Source organism: Paenibacillus sp. D51F, assembly GCF_053345695.1.
This window is the reverse complement of sequence record NZ_JBKFAO010000006.1, coordinates 125,299-143,507: the sequence shown is the minus strand read 5'-3', so window position 1 is coordinate 143,507 and position 18,209 is coordinate 125,299. Positions and strand designations below refer to the sequence as shown.

Below are 18,209 nucleotides of genomic sequence, written 5' to 3'. Positions count from 1 at the left end.
GTAGAATGCCTTGCCCGTTCATTTTTACCCGGAATCGGCCGGACTAAGCATCCGCCCGGTAATTCGCTCCTGCCGGCTCCGGCCTGCGGAATTTCTCTTTGATCGCACTGCGCGGCATGACCGGGGCAGCCTGCTTCCCTGGATTTTTCAGCGCCTTGATATAATCGCTGATGCTGACGCCGTAATTCTCCTTGAACAAGCGCATCAAATGCCGCGGGCTGATTCTCGACATTTCGGCGAGCTTCTTCACGGTCAGCTCCTGCTCGTAATGCTGCTCGATATAGGTGCGGACGACTTCCAGCGCCGCATCCAGCTCCTGGTCCGTTCCCGACTGGGCTTCCTTGAACAGGCGATGCAGCAGATCGACGAACACCGATTGCCCGCGGAATCTCTCCAGCATGTCCAGACTGCCCCAGCAGGCGCAGATGGACTTGCACAGGGAGGTGAGCGCCACGGCAGGATAGGCAGCTACTTCCTCTACACGGGGAAAGGGATCCTGCACGGACTCCGTTGCTCTTCTGTCTGCCGCGGAATCCTTCATGACCGTGAACCGGAAGATGAACATCTCCATCCGATGCGCCGAATCGGCCGTTGCCCGGAGCGGCTCGCCCGGAAAGCTGATGTACACCGATCCCGCGCGCAGCGGAAGGCTGCGTTCCCCCGCTACAAGCCTGCCGGCTCCCGCCGTCAGGGCGATCAGCCTGAAGTCTCCTTCCCACTCCGGCTTCAGCCTGCCGTTATCCACTTCAATGCCGCATGGAGCGGCATCCCGCAGCTTGAACCACAAATCATCCAGTGTATGAGGCACCTGCGCATCCAGTCTATATCTCTCCACTCCGCTCATGAGCCTCCACCGTCCTTTCCTGCCGTCCCGTAGTCGCCGGGCAGCCCAGCGCTCATCTCCGCCGGGCGACGGTCCGGGAAGACGATGCCGATTGTTCTTTCATCATAATTGATAATCATTCTCAATGTCAATTAGAGAAAAGCCCCGTCACAGGATCTTTTCCAGCGTCTTCCTGCAAGAGGAACGCGCCTTGTTTTCCTTTACGATCCGTAGCCGGGGAAAGATTGCAGGTTGCGAAAAGCTTCACGCAGCTGTCACAGTTGGGAGCGCTTCACGCACCGGGGCCGCCCTTATTCTTCTTGAGCAGGAAGCGATTTCCTCAAGCTTCAGACTCCCGAGCCGTTATACCGCCAGAGTCCTGACGGCTTCGTAGCGGCGGGCGCTGAAGCGGGCGTCGAGCTCCCGCACGAGACCGAGCCGCTTGAAGACGCGCAGATAGCTGTAGACCATCGTCGCTCCAAGCATGCGGTGGCTGCCGGACAGAATATCCACAAGCTCCTCCACCGAGACACTGGCATCCGACCTATATATGCAGTGCAAGAGATCGTACCTGGCGGCCGTCAGTGCAATTCCCTTCCTCTCCAGCAGACGCAGCGCTTCTTGAAATCCGGGCGGCATGACGGCTGGATTTCCAAGCAAAGAGACAGACAGACGTTTCATCATCAGGTCAACTCCTTAAATATAATTAATACTAATTTATAATAATTATAATATAAGTGAGAATGATTTTCAACCTCTTGCCGCGCAAATAACAGACGCCAAAAGTTTTTTTATGAAACGTTCTTGCTGATGTCGATTGTCCGCCATACCGTTCGTCGTCCATATAGAGGCCGAAATGGAGCCGTCAGCCCAAAGGAAACCAATACGCGGCTTAGACCGAAAGGAGAACGACCATGCCTTCCCTGACTTCAAAAGTCGGCACGAAAATCGCGTATGCAAATATGGCAGCGGGCCAGCCGTCATCCTGGTCATCGGCTTGTCGCCTACAGTCTCCGGCTATACGCTGTCCTCGACTCCAGAGCCGTCCGGCGAGGAGCAGGCCGCTTGATTTTGAGGTGTTCCTGACGCTACACTAGCTGTAATAGCGATATAGTTTAGTCCTAAATAATAGGCAGGAGAGGATCCGAAGGATCGCATCCCGCGAGAGGAGAGTAGAAATGAAACTGACCGACCGCATCTCGGCGCTGGTCATTCCCATGCGGGAAGGCCAGCCCGAGAGCGCCATTCACCCTGTTCTGCTCCAGGACGAGGACGGCGCAACGCTGATGGATACCGGCATGATCGGGCAATACGAGCTGCTGGTCCGAGCCATCGAAGCCGAAGGGCTGAGCGTATCCGACGTCAAGCGGGTCATCGTGACCCATCAGGACATCGACCATATCGGCTCGCTGCACGATCTTCAGACATGCACTCCGCATTTGGAAGTATACGCGCATGCCGAGGAGCGCCCTTATATCGAGGGCGAGCTGCCGCTCATCAAGCTCAACCGCGAACGTCTGTCCAAGGCGATGCCGCCGGAGCAGCTCGAGGCCCTGCTCGCGAACCCTCCGCGCGGCCACGTCAACCGCCTCGTCGTCGACGGCGAAAGGCTCCCTCTGCAGGGCGGGATTCGGATCATCCACACGCCGGGCCATACGCCGGGACACATTTCCCTCTTCGTGGAAAAAGAGGGGCTGCTCATCGCCGCCGACGCCTTGCGAGTCGTGAACGGGGAGCTGGTCGGACCGGGCGAGCCCGTCACGCCGGATATGCCTGAAGCGCTCCGCTCCTTGCTCAAGCTCGCGGAGCTGCCCGTCCTGCGCGTCCTTTGTTATCACGGCGGCTTGTATGAGAAAGAAGGAATTCCCGCACGGATCGCGGAAATAGCAGCGGAAGGGCTGCGCGACTGAATGCAAAAGGGGTGGCTGCAGCGCTTCATGCGCTGCCGCCGCCCCTTTTTCTTCTGCGGGTATGCTTTTCGGATATGCATGCAAAACAGCTCCTGCTAAGCAGCCGCTTCTTATTACTGGCTGTAGCTTTCCCCCTTGGGCTTGACTATCGTTCCGGGAGCCGGAAGTCCCGACCAAGGCTTCACCATGGCGTTGTAATCCATGACCGCCTTCTCAATAGCGGCGCGAATCGTATCCGCTGAAGCCGTTATGCCGCTTCCGGCGCATTGTTCCTGGGTGTAGCCGATCGCGAGCGACAGCTTGCGCGGACCGTTCCCGCCCGCAAACGCCGCTTCAGCCAGAGCCGCCGCCTCGGATGCGATGCGATGCAGCGTTTCCCGCTGGTGATCGTTGCGTCTGGCGGTCAAGTACAGGAGCGCCCTGACGCTGAGGATGGGAATCAGCGCAGCCGCCGTCAGCGACAGCAAGACTGCTGCCAGATCGGCCATGAAGCCGGCCCAGTGCTGCCATGCATCTGACAATTTCATCATCGTTCTCCTTTGCTGATGGAAGATACCAGGACGCCCTCCGTCCTTTCATTGCTGCCTTGCGCAAGCAAGGGCCTCATCATCCCCTCCCTTTCCTTGTCCAATATCGCCTGGAGCCTGTCCCGCTCCTCCTCGGCGCGGTCCAGCCTTTCCCTCGGCACAAGAGCTCCCGTTACGATAAGCTTCACCAAATGGAATACCGTCCCAAGCAGAATCAGCAGCAAAACGGCGGAAAGGCCGTATTTATCCGCAACTTGGGCTGTCTGCTCCAACATCTCCAGCTGTCCCGTTTCCATGTGAGTCTACCTCCCTCAAAAGGCTGGATTGGAATTCTGTATTAACTACTCTCCCTCCTCCCATTTCCCTTCTTTCTCTCCGAATGTCAGGCGGCATCTCCCCCTTTCCCGATAGAGATAAGCTGTTTAGATAATTAATTTATCCAATTCGGCAAGGATCGTCCTCTTCCTTTTGATGTCGACTTTACAAGAACATGTGTTCGTGTTTTAATTATAGACAGCCATTCGTATTCCCGTCAAGATTTGGAATTTCAGAAAGGAGGCTCCCTCCGATGTCGATCGCAAGCATTCTGCTCCGGCTGCGCGAGGAGCGGGGATGGACCCAATATGAGCTCGCAGCCCGCCTCGGCATCAAGCGGGCCCGCTATAACGCCTGGGAGAACGGACTGGCGAAGCCCAGGCTGGACATGCTGATCAAGCTGTCCGGCTTTTTCGAGGTCAGCCCCGACTTCCTGCTGGAGCAGGAAGCCATGGCTCCGGTTCCTTCCTGGGGGACGATGAGAGACCGCCGCGACATCAAGAAATTCATCCAGATGCCCGAGGTCCTTTATTTTGACGGCCATGAATTCTCGGAAGATGACCGGCAGAAGATGCTGGAGCTCATGGAATCGATCGCCTGGGAGGCCAAGCGGCTGAACAAGGAGGCGCGGAGGAAAGCCGGCTCAGGCGGCGCCGGCCCGGGTACTCAAGACCAAGCTTGAGAAAGGAGCCACGCGCATAATGAACTTAAGGCAGCGGACGCGCAACCTGTACCGCACATACGGCGTGACCTGCCCCTTCCGGCTGTCCGAAGAAATGGGGATCTCCGTTCTACGGCATCCGCTTCCTTCCGGAATGAAAGGCTTTTGCCAGCATGCGTTCCGACGCCGGTTCATCGTGCTGTCCGATCGTCTGACGGAAGCTGAGGCTGTGTTCGTCTGCGCCCATGAACTCGGCCATATGCTCCTTCACAAGGGCTTCAGCCATTCCTTCATCACGCTCCGCACCCGCTTCGTCCTGTCCCGATACGAACGGGAAGCCAATGAGTTCGCCGTGAAGCTTCTGACCTGCGGGGAACGTCCGGAGGAGGGAGAGCAGCTCGAATCTTTTTTGCGGCGCTGCGGCATTCCCTCCGGCATGGACAAGCATTTCTGGTAGCAGGCGACTCCACTTACAAGGAGCAGTTCCGGAGCATTATAGCGAATTGGGCAGCGCTGTCCCTGCTTGCTCTCTTGCTCTCTTGCTCCCCTTCTCCCCTGCTCCCCTGCTCCCCTGCTCCCTTTCAAGCATCGCCGCAGAGGGTGAGCACGCAAACAAAAAAACGCCTCTCGCCGCAAAGGCCCGTCCCTCTTGGACGCCCTTCACGCCCGCAAGAGGCGTTTCGTGTTTTTCAATCGTTTCATTCTTAACGAGCGGTTGCTCCGCCCGCTCTTCCCGTGTCTGCAATCCGGTAGACGCAGCGGCGTCCCCCGGAGAGCATATGCTCCGTACGCTCGACCTCGACGCCCTCGCCGAGCACGCTGCCGATCATGCCCGTCTCATAACGGCACAGGCTGGCGCAGGCCGCGGCGGCGTCGCAGATGGGACAGTGCTTCTCCGTGAACAGATACGTTCCGTCCGCCTGCCGTTCGTATTCCGCCATATAACCCTCGGCCGTGCGGGCTTCGGTCAGCCGCCGCAGCTTGTCCTCAAGCGCCGGCTCCGTTCCGTCCTCGCCTGGAGGCAAGGAGTAGAAGGCGATCTGCTTGCCGTTGCGGACGGAGAGCAGCTTCTCCAGCCCTTCCTCGCCGAATGTCTCGCGAACGGAATCCATAAGCCCGATGGTCAGCTCCGCATATCCGGCCGGGAAGAGCCGGTTGGCCTCCGCCGTCAGGCTCCACAGCTTGGCGGGCCGTCCCATCGCGCGGGGCTCCTCCTCGAAGGTGATCAACGCCTCGTTCTGCAATCCGTACAGATGCTGGCGCACGGCCATGCCGGAGACGCCGAGCATGCCTGCCAGCGTGCCGGCGTCCAGAGGCCCGTGCTGCTTGAGCAGGTTGATGATCGTTCTGCGGGTGCGGGTGGCGCTCGCGCCTTCTTGCTTGTTGTCGGACGGTGACATCTGCTTCTCCCCCTTTTGCCGGTCTTCTTGCCGTGCGTCCAGCGTAGTACTTATATAGTAAAGAAATACATTGACAAAGTCAAAGAAAAGCCGTTACGATGCTCCATAGCTGACATCTTACGTTAAGGAGGGATGCCTGTGTCCCCCGTCAAAACGAATCGGAAAATCGTGACGGCAGGCTTGCTGCTCGGCCTGTTCATCGGGGCGCTTGACGCCACAGTCGTCAGCACCGCGACCAAGAGCATCTCGGCCGACCTGCAAGGCCTGTCGCTGCTGAGCTGGATCTTCTCGATCTACACGCTCACTACATGCGTCTCCACGCCGATCTTCGGCAAGCTCGCCGACCTTTTCGGCCGCAGGAGCATCTTCGCCATCGGGCTGCTGCTCTTCGTGCTCGGCTCTGTCCTATGCGGAGCGGCCGGCAGCATGGAGCAGCTCATCGTGTTCCGCGCCATCCAGGGGATCGGAGCAGGCGCCCTCTCTCCCGTCGCTTTCACGATCGCCGGAGACCTGTATCCGGGCGAGGAACGAGGCAAGATCCAGGGCGTTTTCGCCTCCGTGTGGTCGGTAGCCGCTCTTCTGGGGCCTCTTGTAGGCGGCTATTTCGTGGACCAGATCAGCTGGCGCTGGATCTTCTTCATTAATGTTCCGATCGGCATCATCTCGTTCGCGCTCGTATTCGGCTTCCTCAAGGAGACGGTAAGCCGCAGCGGCAAAAAAATCGATTATGCCGGCGCCGCCGCCTTCACCGTCAGCATCTCGGCGCTGCTCTTCGCCCTCCTGACGGGCGGCGAGACTTACGCGTGGGACTCCCCGCTCATTCTGGGCATGTTCGCTGCCGCGGCGTTCTTCCTGATCGTCTTCATTCAGGTAGAGAAAAAAGCCGCCGAGCCGATGCTTCCGCTGGCGCTGCTGGCCGACCGCAAACGCTCCGTGCCTTATACCATGGGCTTCTTCATGTTCAGCGTATCATCCGGGCTGACGATCTACGCGCCGCTCTGGATTCAAATGCTGCTGGGCAAATCCGCCACCTTCTCCGGCCTGGCGCTCATGCCGATGTCGATCGCCTGGCCGCTCGCCTCCAATCTGTCGGGCCGCTATCTGCATCGGCTCGGTCCCCGTCCGTTCATCACGGGAGGCGTCATCCTGATCGCCGCCGGATCGCTGCTGCTGCTTGCCCTGCAGCCGTCATCGCCGCTCGCCTATCTCATCTTCATTCTATGCGTCATGGGCTTCGGCATGGGCTGCGTGAACACCCCGATTCTGGTCACGGTCCAGAACTCGGTCGGCTGGGAATCGAGAGGTGTCGCCACCTCGACCAATGCGCTCATGAACGCGCTCGGCCAGACGATCAGCGTCGCGATTTTCGGCCTCGTATTCAACCGCTTTTACCGGGAAGGCGGCACCGCGCTCCAGCTTGAGAACGGATTGCACATGATCTTCATCCTGCTGCTCGGCTTCGCCGCCGTCAACCTGCTCATGCTGTTCCTGCTTCCTTACGGGCGCAAGACAGATCGGCGGATCGCTGCGGAAGGCTGAATCCCGTCGGGCTATATGACGACATTTGCGGCCGACTTGCCCTAGAACCATGCCCTAGCGAAGCTTCCTGCTGATCTGCGCATGGCGTCCGCCACCCGATAACGGGAGCTCCGCCATGCCTGTCTTGAAGGGAGGCCGATCATGAAACTTCGCGACTGGGATTCCAACCTGAAACTGCGGCTCGGGGGAGAGTTCGTCCTGAACATCGTTTTCTGGACGTTCTTCCCGTTCCTCTCCATCGTATTCGCCCGCGCCTTCGGCAAAGGCACGGCAGGCCTGCTGATGGTGCTGTCGCAGTCTCTCGCCGTCGTAGCCAACCTGCTCGGAGGCTACTTCACCGACCGCTACGGCCGCAAGCGGATGATGGTCTTCGCCGCCTCCGGCCAGGCGATCGGCTACGGCATTTTCGCGGCCGCTTCCTCTTCCTGGCTGCCGGTTCCGGCGCTGGCGTTCGCCGGCTTCACGATTGCCAGCGTGGCCACTTCGTTCTACTATCCGGCCAGCCAGGCGATGGTGGCGGACGTCGTGCCCGAGAAGCACCGCTCGGAAGTATTCGCCGTCTTCTATACGTTCGTCAACATCGCCGTCGTCATCGGACCGCTGCTCGGCTCCGTGCTGTACGTCGGCCATCCCGCCGCCATGCCCGCAGCCGCGAGCGCCGTCTGCGTCACGATGGGTGTCCTCCTGTCGGCCAGGCTGCGCGAAACGAATCCGACCCAGGCATCCGAAGAAGGGACTCCTGCCTCTTCCTGGAAAGAGGCGATGCGGGCGCAGCTGCGCAATTACCGCATCATCGGCTCCGACCGGGTGTTCCTGCTGTTCATCGCGGCCGGAATCCTGCTGTCGCAGACCTTCATGCAGCTTGACCTGCTGCTTCCGGTCTATCTGGAAGAGACCGTCCATTCCGCAAGCGTATGGAGCAGTTGGGATCTGAAGCTGACCGGCGAGCGGCTGTTCGGCCTGCTCGTCTCGGAGAACGGGCTTCTCGTCGCCCTTTTCACCGTTGCCATCGCGCGCTGGTCCTCGCTGCTGAAGGATCGCTGGATCTTCATCGGCGGCGCCCTCTGCTACGCCGCCTCCATGGCGCTGTTCAGCCAGGCGGGCGGCGTCTGGAGCCTTGCCGGCGTCATGGTCGTCTTCACGCTGGCCGAGCTCATGTGCGCAGGGCCGCAGCAGATGTTCGTGACGAGGCTCGCGCCGGAACGGATGAGAGGCCAGTATTTCGCCGCGTCCAGCCTCCGCTTCACGATCGGGCGCACGCTTGCTCCGCTGTCCATTCCTCTCTGCGGCTTGATCGGCTTCGAGTGGACGTTCACTCTGCTGGCGCTGCTGGCCGTCGCGGCGGCCGTCCTGTACAAGATCATGTTCGACTGGCATGACGGCGCCGCTCCATCCCCGGACGTGCATGCCAGCGGCAAAACGATCGTCCCTTAGGAACATGTCCGCCGTCAGCAAGCTTCGGGAGAAACAAGCCGGCGAGGCGCCTTGAAGGCACCGACGGCAAGCCAAAAAAACGGCTCCATTAAAAACGGGCGGCCGTTTTTTTGGCGTCTCATGGTTGGACAAGCCTCCTGAAGCAGTCAATGGAGGGCAAAAATCTGCTCCAGATGATGATCCAGATGGTCGATATAATCGTCGACCAGCCAAGCCAGCGTGACATTTCCCTCCTGGCCCCTGGAGCATTCCTTGCCCAGCTCCTCCTCGGCGAGCCCCGCGACGACAACGGCGGCCTGCCGGTTGAGCGAAGTCCACAGGTTCAGGATATCCTCGACAGGCTGGTTCCGATAATCCATGATGGCTACCCACTTGTCCTGCTCATACCTGAGGATTTCATGCGGCTGAGGCTCGTACTGCGCCCGAACGAAACGCTGGATATTGGCAAGCGCCGAATCGCACAAATGGCCCAGAATTTCCTTGCCGGACCATTTGCCCGCCCCCGGCCTGTTCTCGAGCTGATGAAGCGGAAGATTCCGAATTCGGCCGGGCACCACCCGCACTCTCTCCTCCAGTCTTTTCAATGCTTTTTCCATGCTGATCCCTCCGGCATTTTCCATCCATCCTACCATGCCTTCGGCAGCCTGGCATCAGTCCCTTCACTCCGCAAAGCTCCCTATCCCTCCGATGCCGCCCGATCCGCATTCACCCTCCCATGCGCCCAGTACACGCCCGTCCCCTCTACGGGGTCGGCCGAAGCCAGCAGACGCGCCGGCGGCAGCCATGTCATGACATCCATTCCGATCACGCCTCCTTCGACGTTGCAGCCTTGACTGCTCTATTACTCTATGGATGCCGGAGAAGCATGGCATGGATGGATGCCTTTGAATCTATTAAATATGCGGATCGCCAAAAGAGGAAAGGATCGCCTTGGCGTTTCCCCTTTGCAAGCAGACAAAAACCCTCCTGTACCGGAGCGCCCGGCAGGAGGGCTGAAGACTTGCTTACGATTTCTCTATGCTGACTTCCGACAAAGGCGCGCCAGCCCGCTGCAGATGCGGCAGCCGCCTTCATTTCCGGATCAAGGCGCCGAAAATCGCCAATGCATGCCATGTCCTTTTGATCGGCCGCCGCCGTACCGCTGCCGGCCCTTTTTCAATCTTTTCCCACATCAGGAGCGGGCTCTCCCCCCTCATCTCCGACTGTTTCAGCTCCGCCATTTTTTCCATGAAGTATTCTTCCATCATCCATCATTCCTCCTTGGCTTCCTTGCTTTTATTATGCTCTGTGCAAAAAGGGTTAAAAAGCGTATAATCACCTCAATACTTTTCCCCTTTTGAACATCCACACCGCAGAGGAGGCCAACCTCAATGCATGCTCAGGAACGCTACTTGACCCTGCTTGGCCGTTTTTTGGGTGATAAGGACTCGGCCCTGCCGGTCGAAGCGACGCTCGAGGATATTGCCGCGGCGCTGTTCTGTACCCCGCGCAACGCCAAGCATATTCTTCGCAAGCTGGAAGGCGAGGGGCTGATCCGGTGGCTGCCGGGCCGCGGCCGCGGCCACCGCTCCCGGATCGCCTTCTTGGCCGACAAGCGCGATTATCTGCTGGAGCTGCTGCGAAGCCATGCAGGCAAAGGCGATTACAAGCAAGCCTTCGAGCTGATGGAAGGATACGGAAGCGAAGTCGAGAAGGCCGAATTCATGGCCTGGCTGGAGGGCATCTTCGGGTACCGCAAGGAACAGGACGAGGGAGGAGCCTATGCGGCGGATACGCTGCGCTTTCCCGTCGTATCGTCCTTCGAGACCTTCGATCCGGCCCGGATCAACTATGCCCTGGACGGTCATCTGGCCCGCCAGATCTACGACCGCCTCCTCCAGTTCGACGATCTCGAGCAGGTCATGCTGCCTGGAGCCGCCCATCACTGGACCTCCAGCGACGACGCCAGGGAGTGGACGTTCTTTCTCAAGAAAGGCATCCGCTTCCATCACGGGCCGGAGTTGACCTCCGCCGACGTGAAGTTCACCTTCGACCGGCTTCGAGCCTCTGCGGACAACGGCTGGCTGATGAGAGGCGTGCACGAGATCGAGACGATCGGCCCGCGCGTCGTCCGCTTCCACCTCCGCAAGCCGAACCATATCTTCAGCCGGTTCGTCTGCGCCGCAGCAGCTTCCCTGCTGCCTGCCGGCTTCGGGGGCCGAAGCGAGCAGGCATTCTGGAAGCTGCCGTCCGGCAGCGGACCTTTCCGCATGACCCAGGCCAGCGACAGCTGCGTGGAGCTCGCTGCCCATCCGTCCTATCATCTGGGCAGGCCCTACCTCGACGGTGTGGACATCGTCATCATGCCGAAGGACTTCCGGCCCCGGATCGAAGGCACGCCCGAAATCTTCCGGCCGCGGGAAGGATCGGGGAAAAGCTGGGCGCGGGAGCATGCCTCCGCCACGGCCGACTGGCTCGCGCTGCAAAGGCTGTGCCGCGGCTGCACCCTCCTGTCCTGGAATCTGCGCCGCAGCGGTCCTCAGCAGTCCGAAGCCTTCCGCAGAGCGGTAAGAATGATTTTGGATCCCGTGCGGATGGTCGCCGATCTGGGGGGCGACCGCGCGCTGCCGGCTTACAGCTTTCTGCCCGAGGTCAGCATGGCGCGCACGCCCGAGCCGCCGCGGACCGAGCGCATTCGCACGGCTTTGCGGGATTCGGAGTATGACGGAGCTCCTCTGCAGCTGACTGCCAACCCCAAGTACGGCGAAGATGTCCAGTGGATCCAGGAGCGGCTCCGGGAATGGGGCATCGAGATCGAACTGCGGCTGAGCCCGACTGCTTCCTGCCGGAATACGGGGACGACGGAAGCCGATGTCACGGTTTTCGGCCTTGTCCTTGCCGATGACGAGGTCGATGAAATCGAAGCCTACGAGCACGGAAGCTGCGTCTTGTCGAACTACTTCGACGATGAGAGAAGGTCCTGGATCCGCGAGCGCGTAGATGCTGCCCTAGCCGAATCTCTGCCGGAGAAGCGCAGCCAGATCATGCGGCAGATCGAGGAGCAGCTGCGCGACGAGGCTTCGCTGATCTTCCTTCATCATCAGCAGCTCCAGACCTATCTGCACCCTAGCGTTCAAGGCGCCAGGCTGAATACGCTCGGGTGGATCGACTTCAAGGAAGTCTGGCTCGAGAGCTGCCTGGCTGTCGGCGGAGGCAGGGAAGCAGGGAAGCAGCTGTCCGGCTCCCTGAGCTGAGGCGGACAAGAGAATTCCATAGCAGAAGACCCGTTCGCCATGACGAACGGGTCTTCTGCTATGGGCGGTGCGCAAGGCCGGTACAAAACCTATTGGCCCGTCACTCAAGCTATGGCCGGTACGCAATATATGGGGCCGGTACGCAAACCTATGGGCCGGCATGCTACTTATGGGGCCGGTACGCAAGCCTATGGGCCGGTGCATAAGCCAAAAGTCGGTACGCTAGCGGCATCATTCTGCCGAAGGAGGAATCCGATTGGAGAAATCATTCGGCCCCGAAGCTGCTGTACGCAACGCTAGAACGGCAGCCGCACCGTCATGACCGTCCCCCGCCCGAGCTCGCTTTGCGCCTCCACGGAGCCCCCGTGCAAAGTGACGATCCGCTGTACGATCGACAGTCCGAGTCCGCTTCCGCTGCCCCCTTCTCCATCATGGCGGCGCGATTTGTCCGCTTTGTGGAACCGCTCGAAGATACGGGAAAGCTCATCCGGCGCGATGCCCGGTCCCGTATCGCGGATCGATACGCTCCAGAAGCCGTCCTCTTGCCTGAGCTCGATGCCCAGCACGCCTCCCCGGCCCGTGAATTTGACGGCATTGCCGATCAGATTCAGCCACACCTCGTACATCAGGCTCTGGTCGGCGGTCGCGGTCGTCTCGGGCAGCTCCAGCTCCAGCTGGAGCTCCTTGTCTGTCCATTGCCACTCCATCATGAGGAGCGCTTGGCGAAGCTGCTCATCCAGCCGGTACGGCTGCCGGTCCAGCACCCGTTCCTGCCGGTCCACGTCGGCAAGCATGAGCAGCTGGCGGCTGAGCGAGGACAGCCTCCGGCTCTCCTCGTCGATGACGGCCAGGTAACGCCGGGTCTCCTGCGCATCCGGGGCCGGCTTGCTGTCGAGAAGGGTACGGATAAAACCCCGGATGGACGTCAGCGGAGACTGGAATTCATGGGACACATTCGCCACGAACTCCTGGCGCATCCGGTCCAGATCGCGGATCGACCGCGCCATCGTAGAGAAGCGGCGGCCGAGCTCGCCGATCTCATCGCGCCGGGACGTGTCGATGCTCACCTCGTAATCGCCTCCGGCGATGCGCTGCGCCGCTCTCGTCAGCCGTTTCACCGGCTGCACGATGAGGCTGCTCAAGGCGGCGATCAGCAGCAGGCTGATGCCGAACGTGCTGACGAGCAGCACCGCCACGATTACGCGCACTTCCCCGATCTGGCGCTCCAGATCGGGACGGATGAAGACGGCAGCCGTTCCTTCCGCCGTCTTCAGCGGGAAGCCATACGTATTGCGGGCGCTGTTCTCGAAGTAAGCGAACAGCTTGAAGCGCCTGTTCTCCTCCGACATGCCATGGTAAGCGCCCCCCTCCCGAACCTTCTCCACCTGGCCTGCGGAAGGAAACCGCTCGTGGCGGAAAGCAGTCCCATAGGCGTGCTTGTCACCTGAGGGACCGACCATATACAGCTGGTAGCCAAGGCCTGCGATGCCTCCGAGCAGCGTCGGCAGATCCTCCTGCGGCGCTCCGTCATGCATGGCCTTGACTTGATCCGCCGCCTGCTCCATGTTGTCTTCATTATTGGCGTTGAGCCGGTAATCGTAGTAGAGGCTGGTGAGCAGCATGCCTCCGATGCTGCTGAGCAGGGCGATCAGGACAAAGGTAAGGACAATGCGGAAATACAGGCTTTTCACAATGGGCCGCCCCCGGTCTCCAGCTTGTAGCCGAGGCCGCGGATCGTCGTGATGACGAAATCGTCCCGATAAGGCTCGAATCTCTCCCTTAAGCGCTTCACATGCACGTCCACGGTCCGGCTGTCTCCCTCATAGTCCGTTCCCCAGATCATGGAGATGAGCTGCTCCCGGGTATGGATGCGGCCCGGCTGGCTGGCCAGTTGGGCCAGCAGCTGGAATTCGCGCAGCGGCAGGACGATGCTCTGCCCTGCGGCATTGACCTCGTAGCTTCCTCGGTCAATCGTTACTCCCCCCAGCCGGATGACCTCCGAGCTGGCCATCCGGTACCGGCGCAGCAGCGCCTTGATCCTGAACATCAGCTCCTGCGGCTCGAACGGCTTCACTAGATAATCGTCCGTTCCGGCTTCGAAGCCCTTTTCCTTATCCGCCATCGTTCCCTTGGCAGTAAGCAGAATAACCGGCAAGTCGTACTGCCGGCGGATCTCTTCCGTAAGCTCCAGCCCGTCCTTAAGGGGCATCATGACGTCGACGACGGCCAGATGCACCTGTTCGGCCTCCAGCACGGACACTGCTTGCTGTCCGTCCGCGGCTTCGCTCACGGCGTAGCCCTCCCTCGTCAGCACGAGCCTCAGCAGCTCTCGGATATGGGGATCGTCGTCGGCGACGAGAATATGGATTCGCATGAGTCATGCCCTCCTGACGGATGAAATCCGCTTGATCAACTGTTGGTATCATGACGGATGAACGCTCCCATTTCAACTTCAGCGTTAGACCGATCAAAACAAGGCCAGCCAGAGGTTCCGGCTGACCTGATCATACGAGAATGCCTCCTGCAGGAATCATGAGAAGATGGAGCGGCAGCTCCTTTTTCTCAACTGTCGATCTTGATCAGAGTCAAGGCGGCGCCTTGGCCGCTCTGCAGAACAATCGCTCCCAGCATACCGCCTGCACTCAGCTGAACCGTAGATCAGCCTGCAACACAACTAAAGGTGGTAATCGGGGGCTTTACCGTCGCGATAGCCGAAATCCTTCCTCTTTGCCTGCCAAAATACTATACTTGCAAGAGATTAATGCTGGCAGAAAGGAATCCGCCCATGACACCTAGCAAAACCGATCCGCGCGTGCTGCGGACACGCCGGCTGCTGCGCGAAGCTCTCGTCCAGCTCATGGAAAAGCATGGAGTGGATAATTTCTCCGTCCAGGAGCTAGCGGATCAGGCGACAATCAAACGAGCCACATTCTATTTGCATTACGTGGACAAGCAGGCTTTGCTGGATGAATATATCGGCGAGCTTCTACAGGAGCTCCGGGATGCCGTCTCTACCTCCGAGGCCGATGACGAAGGGTTCGATTATCTCCGGGGCGAGCCTCATCCAAGCTTCGTGAAGCTGTTCCATCATATAGCCGAGCAATATTCCGTCTACAATGCCATGCTCGTCCGCAACCGCGTGCCCCAGCTTGCTTCGGGAATGCTGAATGTCATCCACGACTTCGTGTCGGACGGAATGGCCTTCGCCCAGCCTGACGACAGCCTGCTCACGGCCAGGCGCGAGGTTGCCGTCAAATACGCGGAAGCCGCCATTCTCGAGGTCGTCATCTGGTGGATCGAGAAGCGGATGCCATACGAGGAAAGGGATATCGCCGCCCAGCTGATGAATCTGTCCATACTCGGTCCCTATAAGGTGCTGCCTCAGCAGAAGCCCCGGGCCTGATTATCTGCAATAAAAACAAGGAGAACCGGATCGGTCCTCCTTATTCACATGTAGACCTAAAACTGCAAGAAAAAGGCTGGCCCCGATCACGGTTCGTAATCGGGGCCAGCCTTTTTCTTTGCCTTGACTTAGAGCGCCGTCCAGCCGCCGTCGATGACCAGCTCGGCGTCGGCCATGAAGCAACGGATTCGTCCTGCGGCGGCCGCACCCACAGACGCCTTCCTTCGACATTCCGTCTGTCATTTCCCAGGAAATCGACTTTTTGCTCGGAAGGGAAAGTCTGAGCTTAGACTCGCTTAAAACTGCCCTGCTTGGGTGAATAACGCATCAATCATGGAGCGAACCACAGCTGAAGCTAAGAAAAAGCGCGGCACAGATGGACTGCGGCGCGCTTTTGGAAGGATTTATTTCGTATGCTTCTCAGCTTTATCGTTTTTCTCTCCTGTGCTGCATGCTTGTCCCAGAGCCTCGGCGAATTCGGCCTCGTTGCTGGAGCCCAGCTTGGCTCCGAACTGATCCAGCCTTCCGGGATGCCCTGCGGGACCTGAATTTTTCGGCTTGCTATTTCGTCCTGACATATTTGTCGCCCTCCAAAGGAATCATAATGATTGCCCTATAGGTTCCCCGATTGCTGGAGCGAATTATTCAGCCCATCGATTATTTTGAGGCGAACAAGCGAAGGAATGCCCCAAAGTCATTTTCATGACTTATGGGACGACATCCTCATTGACCTTCAATCAGCATGCGGACAAGCAGGCCTCCTGACCGCCCGACAAGCTCTATTCGCGTATCTCGGCGATGAGCTCGATCTCGACGGGCGTATGGAACGGCAGGTCGCTTGTGCCGATAGCGCTGCGGGCATGGCGGCCGTTCTCGCCGAACACCTCGATGAGCAGATCGGAAGCGGCGTTCATGACGTAAGGCTGGTCGCCGAAGCCTGGAGCGCTGTTCACGAAGCCGAGCAGCTTGACGATCTTGACGACGCGGTCAAGGTCGCCAAGGTAAGCCTTCATCGCAGCGAGCAGGTTGATGACGATCTGGCGCGCGGCTTCCTGGCCCTGCTGGATCGTCAGGTCGGAGCCGACCTTGCCCTCATGCATGAGGACGCCGTCGATGCGGCAGTCGAAGCCGGACGTGTAGATCAGGTTGCCGGTCTGGTTGACCGGTATGTAGGAGAATTTCGGAGCCGGAAGCTCCGGAAGCGTAATGCCGAGCTCGGCGAGGCGTAGGTCGATTTTAGACATGTTCATCGATCCTTTCGATTGGGAATTGTTTAAGGCAGGGCGGCGATGCTGTCTGCATCTCAGGCGCTCCCGCATGAAATGCCCGGCATTTCAGTGCGTGCCATGCCCGCTGCCGCAGGCGCATGAGGCTGCGCGGAGGAAGCCCCCGGCGCGCTCTCCGGTATGCACGCCGTCCTGCATCGCGACGCGCCCGGAGACGACGACATGCGAGATGCCCTCCGGCTGCTGCTTGGGATCGGCAAAGGTCGCGGTATCCTGGATCGTATCCGGATTGAACACGACGAGGTCGGCGGCATAATCGGGCACGATAAGGCCCCGCTTGCCAAGACGGAAGCGCTGCACCGGGAACGAGGTCAGCTTGCGCACCGCATCCTCCAGCGTCAGCACCCGCTCCTCGCGCACGTATTTGGCAAAAACGCGGGGAAACGTTCCATACAGCCTTGGATGCGGCTTGCCCGTCTCGCAGGTGAGGCTGTCCGAGGCGATCAGGGAGCGGGGATAGGCGATGACCTGGCGGACGTCGTCATCCGACATGTGGAAGTAAACGATCGGCACCTGGCCGTCCTCTTCCAGCAGCAGATCCATCATGCAGTCGGCGGGATGGACGCCGCGCATGACTGCGATCTCCTCGATATGCTTGCCCTCCAAGGCAGCGTTGGCGCCGCTGGCCGAGGCGACGAACACGCTCTGCCAGCCGGTGGAGCAGACGAGGTTGTCCCAGTCGTCCTGCTCCCGGCCGAGCTCCTCGCGGATGCGTCGGCGCAGGACGGGGTCGCGGAACGCTTCCAGCGCTCCCGGGATGCCTCCCTCCAGCACCCATGGAGGCAGAATCGTCGTCAGCGATGTCGATCCCGCCGAATAAGGGTACACGTCCACGGTCACATCCATGCCTTGAGCGCGGGCTTCCTCCACGAGCTCCATCGCTTCAAGAGCCTTGCCCCAGTTGATTTTTCCGGCTGCCTTGAGATGGCTGATATGGAGCGGAATGCCCGCCTTCCCGGCGATCCAGATGACCTCGCGCACCGAAGGCAGCAGATTGTTGCCCTCGCCGCGGATATGCGTGCTCAGCAGGCCGTCGTAGCGGGGCAGCACCGTGCACAGCTCCGCAAGCTCTTCCTTGGACGTATAGCTGCCGGGGGAGTAGAGCAGGCCGATCGACAAGCCGATGGCGCCAGCGCGCAGCCCTTCCTCCAGCAGCTCCTTCATCCGGTGCAGCTCCGCGGCAGTCGCCGGACGGTTGTCGAAGCCCATGACGGCGATCCGCAAGGCGCCGTGGGCGACATAGGTCGCCATATGCTCGGCGGGAGCGGATCGGGCGACGTAGTCCATATATTCGCCGACCGTATTCCACTGCCAGTCATGCCGGGTACTGCCGATGACGGGGGAAATGTAGCTGCGCAGCAGCTCCTCCCGGTCCGGGAATACCGGCGCCGGAGCGAGCCCGCAATTGCCGACGACCTCGGCTGTGACGCCCTGGCTGAGCTTGATCTCGCTGAGCGGATGGTCGAGGATCATCAGATCCGAATGGCAGTGGCCGTCGATGAATCCGGGGGAAATGACGCGTCCCTGGACGTCGATCGTCTGCGCCGCCTCCGCGTCCACGCGGCCGACGGCGGCAATCATCCCATCTTTCACGCCGACGTCGCCGCGGAACCACGGATTGCCGCTCCCGTCCACGATGCGTCCGTTTTTGAGCACTAAATCCAGCATGTCGCCTTTC

At 60.0% G+C, this 18,209-nt stretch carries 20 protein-coding genes; 7 read left to right on the top strand and 13 right to left on the bottom strand.

All coding sequences use genetic code 11. The annotated features are described in order from the left end of the window. Positions 1 to 43: 43 nt before the first annotated feature. Both ACLBWT_RS13040 and ACLBWT_RS13035 read right to left on the bottom strand, forming a co-directional pair. Complete coding sequence (locus ACLBWT_RS13040; RefSeq protein ID WP_447663535.1) at positions 44 to 835, bottom strand: AraC family transcriptional regulator; 792 nt, start codon at positions 833 to 835, stop codon at positions 44 to 46. A gap of 351 nt (positions 836 to 1,186) precedes the next feature. Beyond that, the gene (locus ACLBWT_RS13035; protein ID WP_447663534.1) at positions 1,187 to 1,507 is read right to left on the bottom strand and encodes a transcriptional repressor; all 321 of its coding nucleotides are present in this window, start codon (positions 1,505 to 1,507) and stop codon (positions 1,187 to 1,189) included. Positions 1,508 to 2,001: 494 nt separating this feature from the next. Here ACLBWT_RS13035 and ACLBWT_RS13030 point away from each other — a divergent pair, with 494 nt between their 5' ends. Next, positions 2,002 to 2,733 carry an MBL fold metallo-hydrolase gene (locus ACLBWT_RS13030; protein WP_447663533.1) on the top strand — a complete coding sequence of 244 codons (732 nt, stop codon included), beginning with the start codon at positions 2,002 to 2,004 and terminating at the stop codon, positions 2,731 to 2,733. A gap of 113 nt (positions 2,734 to 2,846) precedes the next feature. On the opposite strand, the gene ACLBWT_RS13025 is transcribed toward ACLBWT_RS13030, so the two are convergent. Beyond that, positions 2,847 to 3,254, bottom strand: a complete 408-nt coding sequence (locus tag ACLBWT_RS13025; protein WP_447663532.1) for a phage holin, LLH family — start codon at positions 3,252 to 3,254, stop codon at positions 2,847 to 2,849. Between the two features lie 5 nt (positions 3,255 to 3,259). Next, positions 3,260 to 3,556 carry a hypothetical protein gene (locus tag ACLBWT_RS13020; RefSeq protein WP_447663531.1) on the bottom strand — a complete coding sequence of 99 codons (297 nt, stop codon included), beginning with the start codon at positions 3,554 to 3,556 and terminating at the stop codon, positions 3,260 to 3,262. Between the two features lie 272 nt (positions 3,557 to 3,828). Here ACLBWT_RS13020 and ACLBWT_RS13015 point away from each other — a divergent pair, with 272 nt between their 5' ends. Together ACLBWT_RS13015 and ACLBWT_RS13010 are read left to right on the top strand one after the other, a co-directional pair. Beyond that, the gene (locus tag ACLBWT_RS13015; RefSeq protein ID WP_447663530.1) at positions 3,829 to 4,257 is read left to right on the top strand and encodes a helix-turn-helix domain-containing protein; all 429 of its coding nucleotides are present in this window, start codon (positions 3,829 to 3,831) and stop codon (positions 4,255 to 4,257) included. Positions 4,258 to 4,276: 19 nt separating this feature from the next. Beyond that, positions 4,277 to 4,693, top strand: coding sequence for an ImmA/IrrE family metallo-endopeptidase (locus ACLBWT_RS13010; RefSeq protein ID WP_447663529.1), 417 nt, complete (start codon positions 4,277 to 4,279; stop codon positions 4,691 to 4,693). 247 nt (positions 4,694 to 4,940) lie between these two features. On the opposite strand, the gene ACLBWT_RS13005 is transcribed toward ACLBWT_RS13010, so the two are convergent. Continuing rightward, positions 4,941 to 5,636: a helix-turn-helix transcriptional regulator gene (locus ACLBWT_RS13005; RefSeq protein WP_447663528.1), complete on the bottom strand. Its 696-nt coding sequence runs from the start codon at positions 5,634 to 5,636 to the stop codon at positions 4,941 to 4,943. A gap of 138 nt (positions 5,637 to 5,774) precedes the next feature. On the opposite strand from ACLBWT_RS13005, the gene ACLBWT_RS13000 reads away from it, so the two are divergent. Both ACLBWT_RS13000 and ACLBWT_RS12995 read left to right on the top strand, forming a co-directional pair. After that, complete coding sequence (locus tag ACLBWT_RS13000) at positions 5,775 to 7,175, top strand: MDR family MFS transporter (protein ID WP_447663527.1); 1,401 nt, start codon at positions 5,775 to 5,777, stop codon at positions 7,173 to 7,175. Between the two features lie 141 nt (positions 7,176 to 7,316). Further along, entirely contained in the window at positions 7,317 to 8,609 is a 1,293-nt protein-coding gene (locus tag ACLBWT_RS12995; RefSeq protein ID WP_447663526.1) for an MDR family MFS transporter, read from the top strand. A 146-nt stretch (positions 8,610 to 8,755) separates the two neighbouring features. On the opposite strand, the gene ACLBWT_RS12990 is transcribed toward ACLBWT_RS12995, so the two are convergent. The 3 genes from ACLBWT_RS12990 to ACLBWT_RS12980 form a co-directional block, all read right to left on the bottom strand. After that, positions 8,756 to 9,205, bottom strand: a complete 450-nt coding sequence (locus ACLBWT_RS12990; RefSeq protein ID WP_447663525.1) for a DinB family protein — start codon at positions 9,203 to 9,205, stop codon at positions 8,756 to 8,758. A gap of 80 nt (positions 9,206 to 9,285) precedes the next feature. Beyond that, entirely contained in the window at positions 9,286 to 9,408 is a 123-nt protein-coding gene (locus ACLBWT_RS12985) for a hypothetical protein (RefSeq protein WP_447663524.1), read from the bottom strand. A gap of 271 nt (positions 9,409 to 9,679) precedes the next feature. Continuing rightward, the gene (locus ACLBWT_RS12980; RefSeq protein WP_447663523.1) at positions 9,680 to 9,856 is read right to left on the bottom strand and encodes a hypothetical protein; all 177 of its coding nucleotides are present in this window, start codon (positions 9,854 to 9,856) and stop codon (positions 9,680 to 9,682) included. A 123-nt stretch (positions 9,857 to 9,979) separates the two neighbouring features. Between ACLBWT_RS12980 and ACLBWT_RS12975 the strand changes: the two genes are divergently transcribed. After that, the gene (locus ACLBWT_RS12975) at positions 9,980 to 11,842 is read left to right on the top strand and encodes an ABC transporter substrate-binding protein (protein WP_447663522.1); all 1,863 of its coding nucleotides are present in this window, start codon (positions 9,980 to 9,982) and stop codon (positions 11,840 to 11,842) included. Positions 11,843 to 12,138: 296 nt separating this feature from the next. Here the strand turns inward: ACLBWT_RS12975 and ACLBWT_RS12970 are convergent, their stop codons facing one another. Both ACLBWT_RS12970 and ACLBWT_RS12965 read right to left on the bottom strand, forming a co-directional pair. Beyond that, positions 12,139 to 13,533 (bottom strand): ATP-binding protein, encoded by a 1,395-nt coding sequence (locus tag ACLBWT_RS12970; RefSeq protein WP_447663521.1) that lies wholly within the window; start codon positions 13,531 to 13,533, stop codon positions 12,139 to 12,141. Next, the gene (locus tag ACLBWT_RS12965; RefSeq protein WP_447663520.1) at positions 13,530 to 14,216 is read right to left on the bottom strand and encodes a response regulator transcription factor; all 687 of its coding nucleotides are present in this window, start codon (positions 14,214 to 14,216) and stop codon (positions 13,530 to 13,532) included. Before ACLBWT_RS12965 ends, ACLBWT_RS12970 begins: the two co-directional genes overlap by 4 nt. A gap of 411 nt (positions 14,217 to 14,627) precedes the next feature. On the opposite strand from ACLBWT_RS12965, the gene ACLBWT_RS12960 reads away from it, so the two are divergent. Continuing rightward, positions 14,628 to 15,245 (top strand): TetR/AcrR family transcriptional regulator, encoded by a 618-nt coding sequence (locus ACLBWT_RS12960; protein ID WP_447663519.1) that lies wholly within the window; start codon positions 14,628 to 14,630, stop codon positions 15,243 to 15,245. A gap of 404 nt (positions 15,246 to 15,649) precedes the next feature. Here ACLBWT_RS12960 and ACLBWT_RS12955 read toward each other — a convergent pair whose 3' ends face one another. From ACLBWT_RS12955 to ACLBWT_RS12945, 3 genes are all read right to left on the bottom strand, one after another. After that, a complete protein-coding gene (locus ACLBWT_RS12955; RefSeq protein WP_447663518.1) occupies positions 15,650 to 15,823 on the bottom strand; it encodes a hypothetical protein in 174 nt (57 codons plus the stop codon). Positions 15,824 to 16,024: 201 nt separating this feature from the next. Next, entirely contained in the window at positions 16,025 to 16,489 is a 465-nt protein-coding gene (locus ACLBWT_RS12950) for a RidA family protein (protein ID WP_447663517.1), read from the bottom strand. 90 nt (positions 16,490 to 16,579) lie between these two features. Beyond that, the gene (locus ACLBWT_RS12945) at positions 16,580 to 18,199 is read right to left on the bottom strand and encodes an N-acyl-D-amino-acid deacylase family protein (RefSeq protein WP_447663516.1); all 1,620 of its coding nucleotides are present in this window, start codon (positions 18,197 to 18,199) and stop codon (positions 16,580 to 16,582) included. Between the last annotated feature and the right edge of the window lie 10 nt (positions 18,200 to 18,209).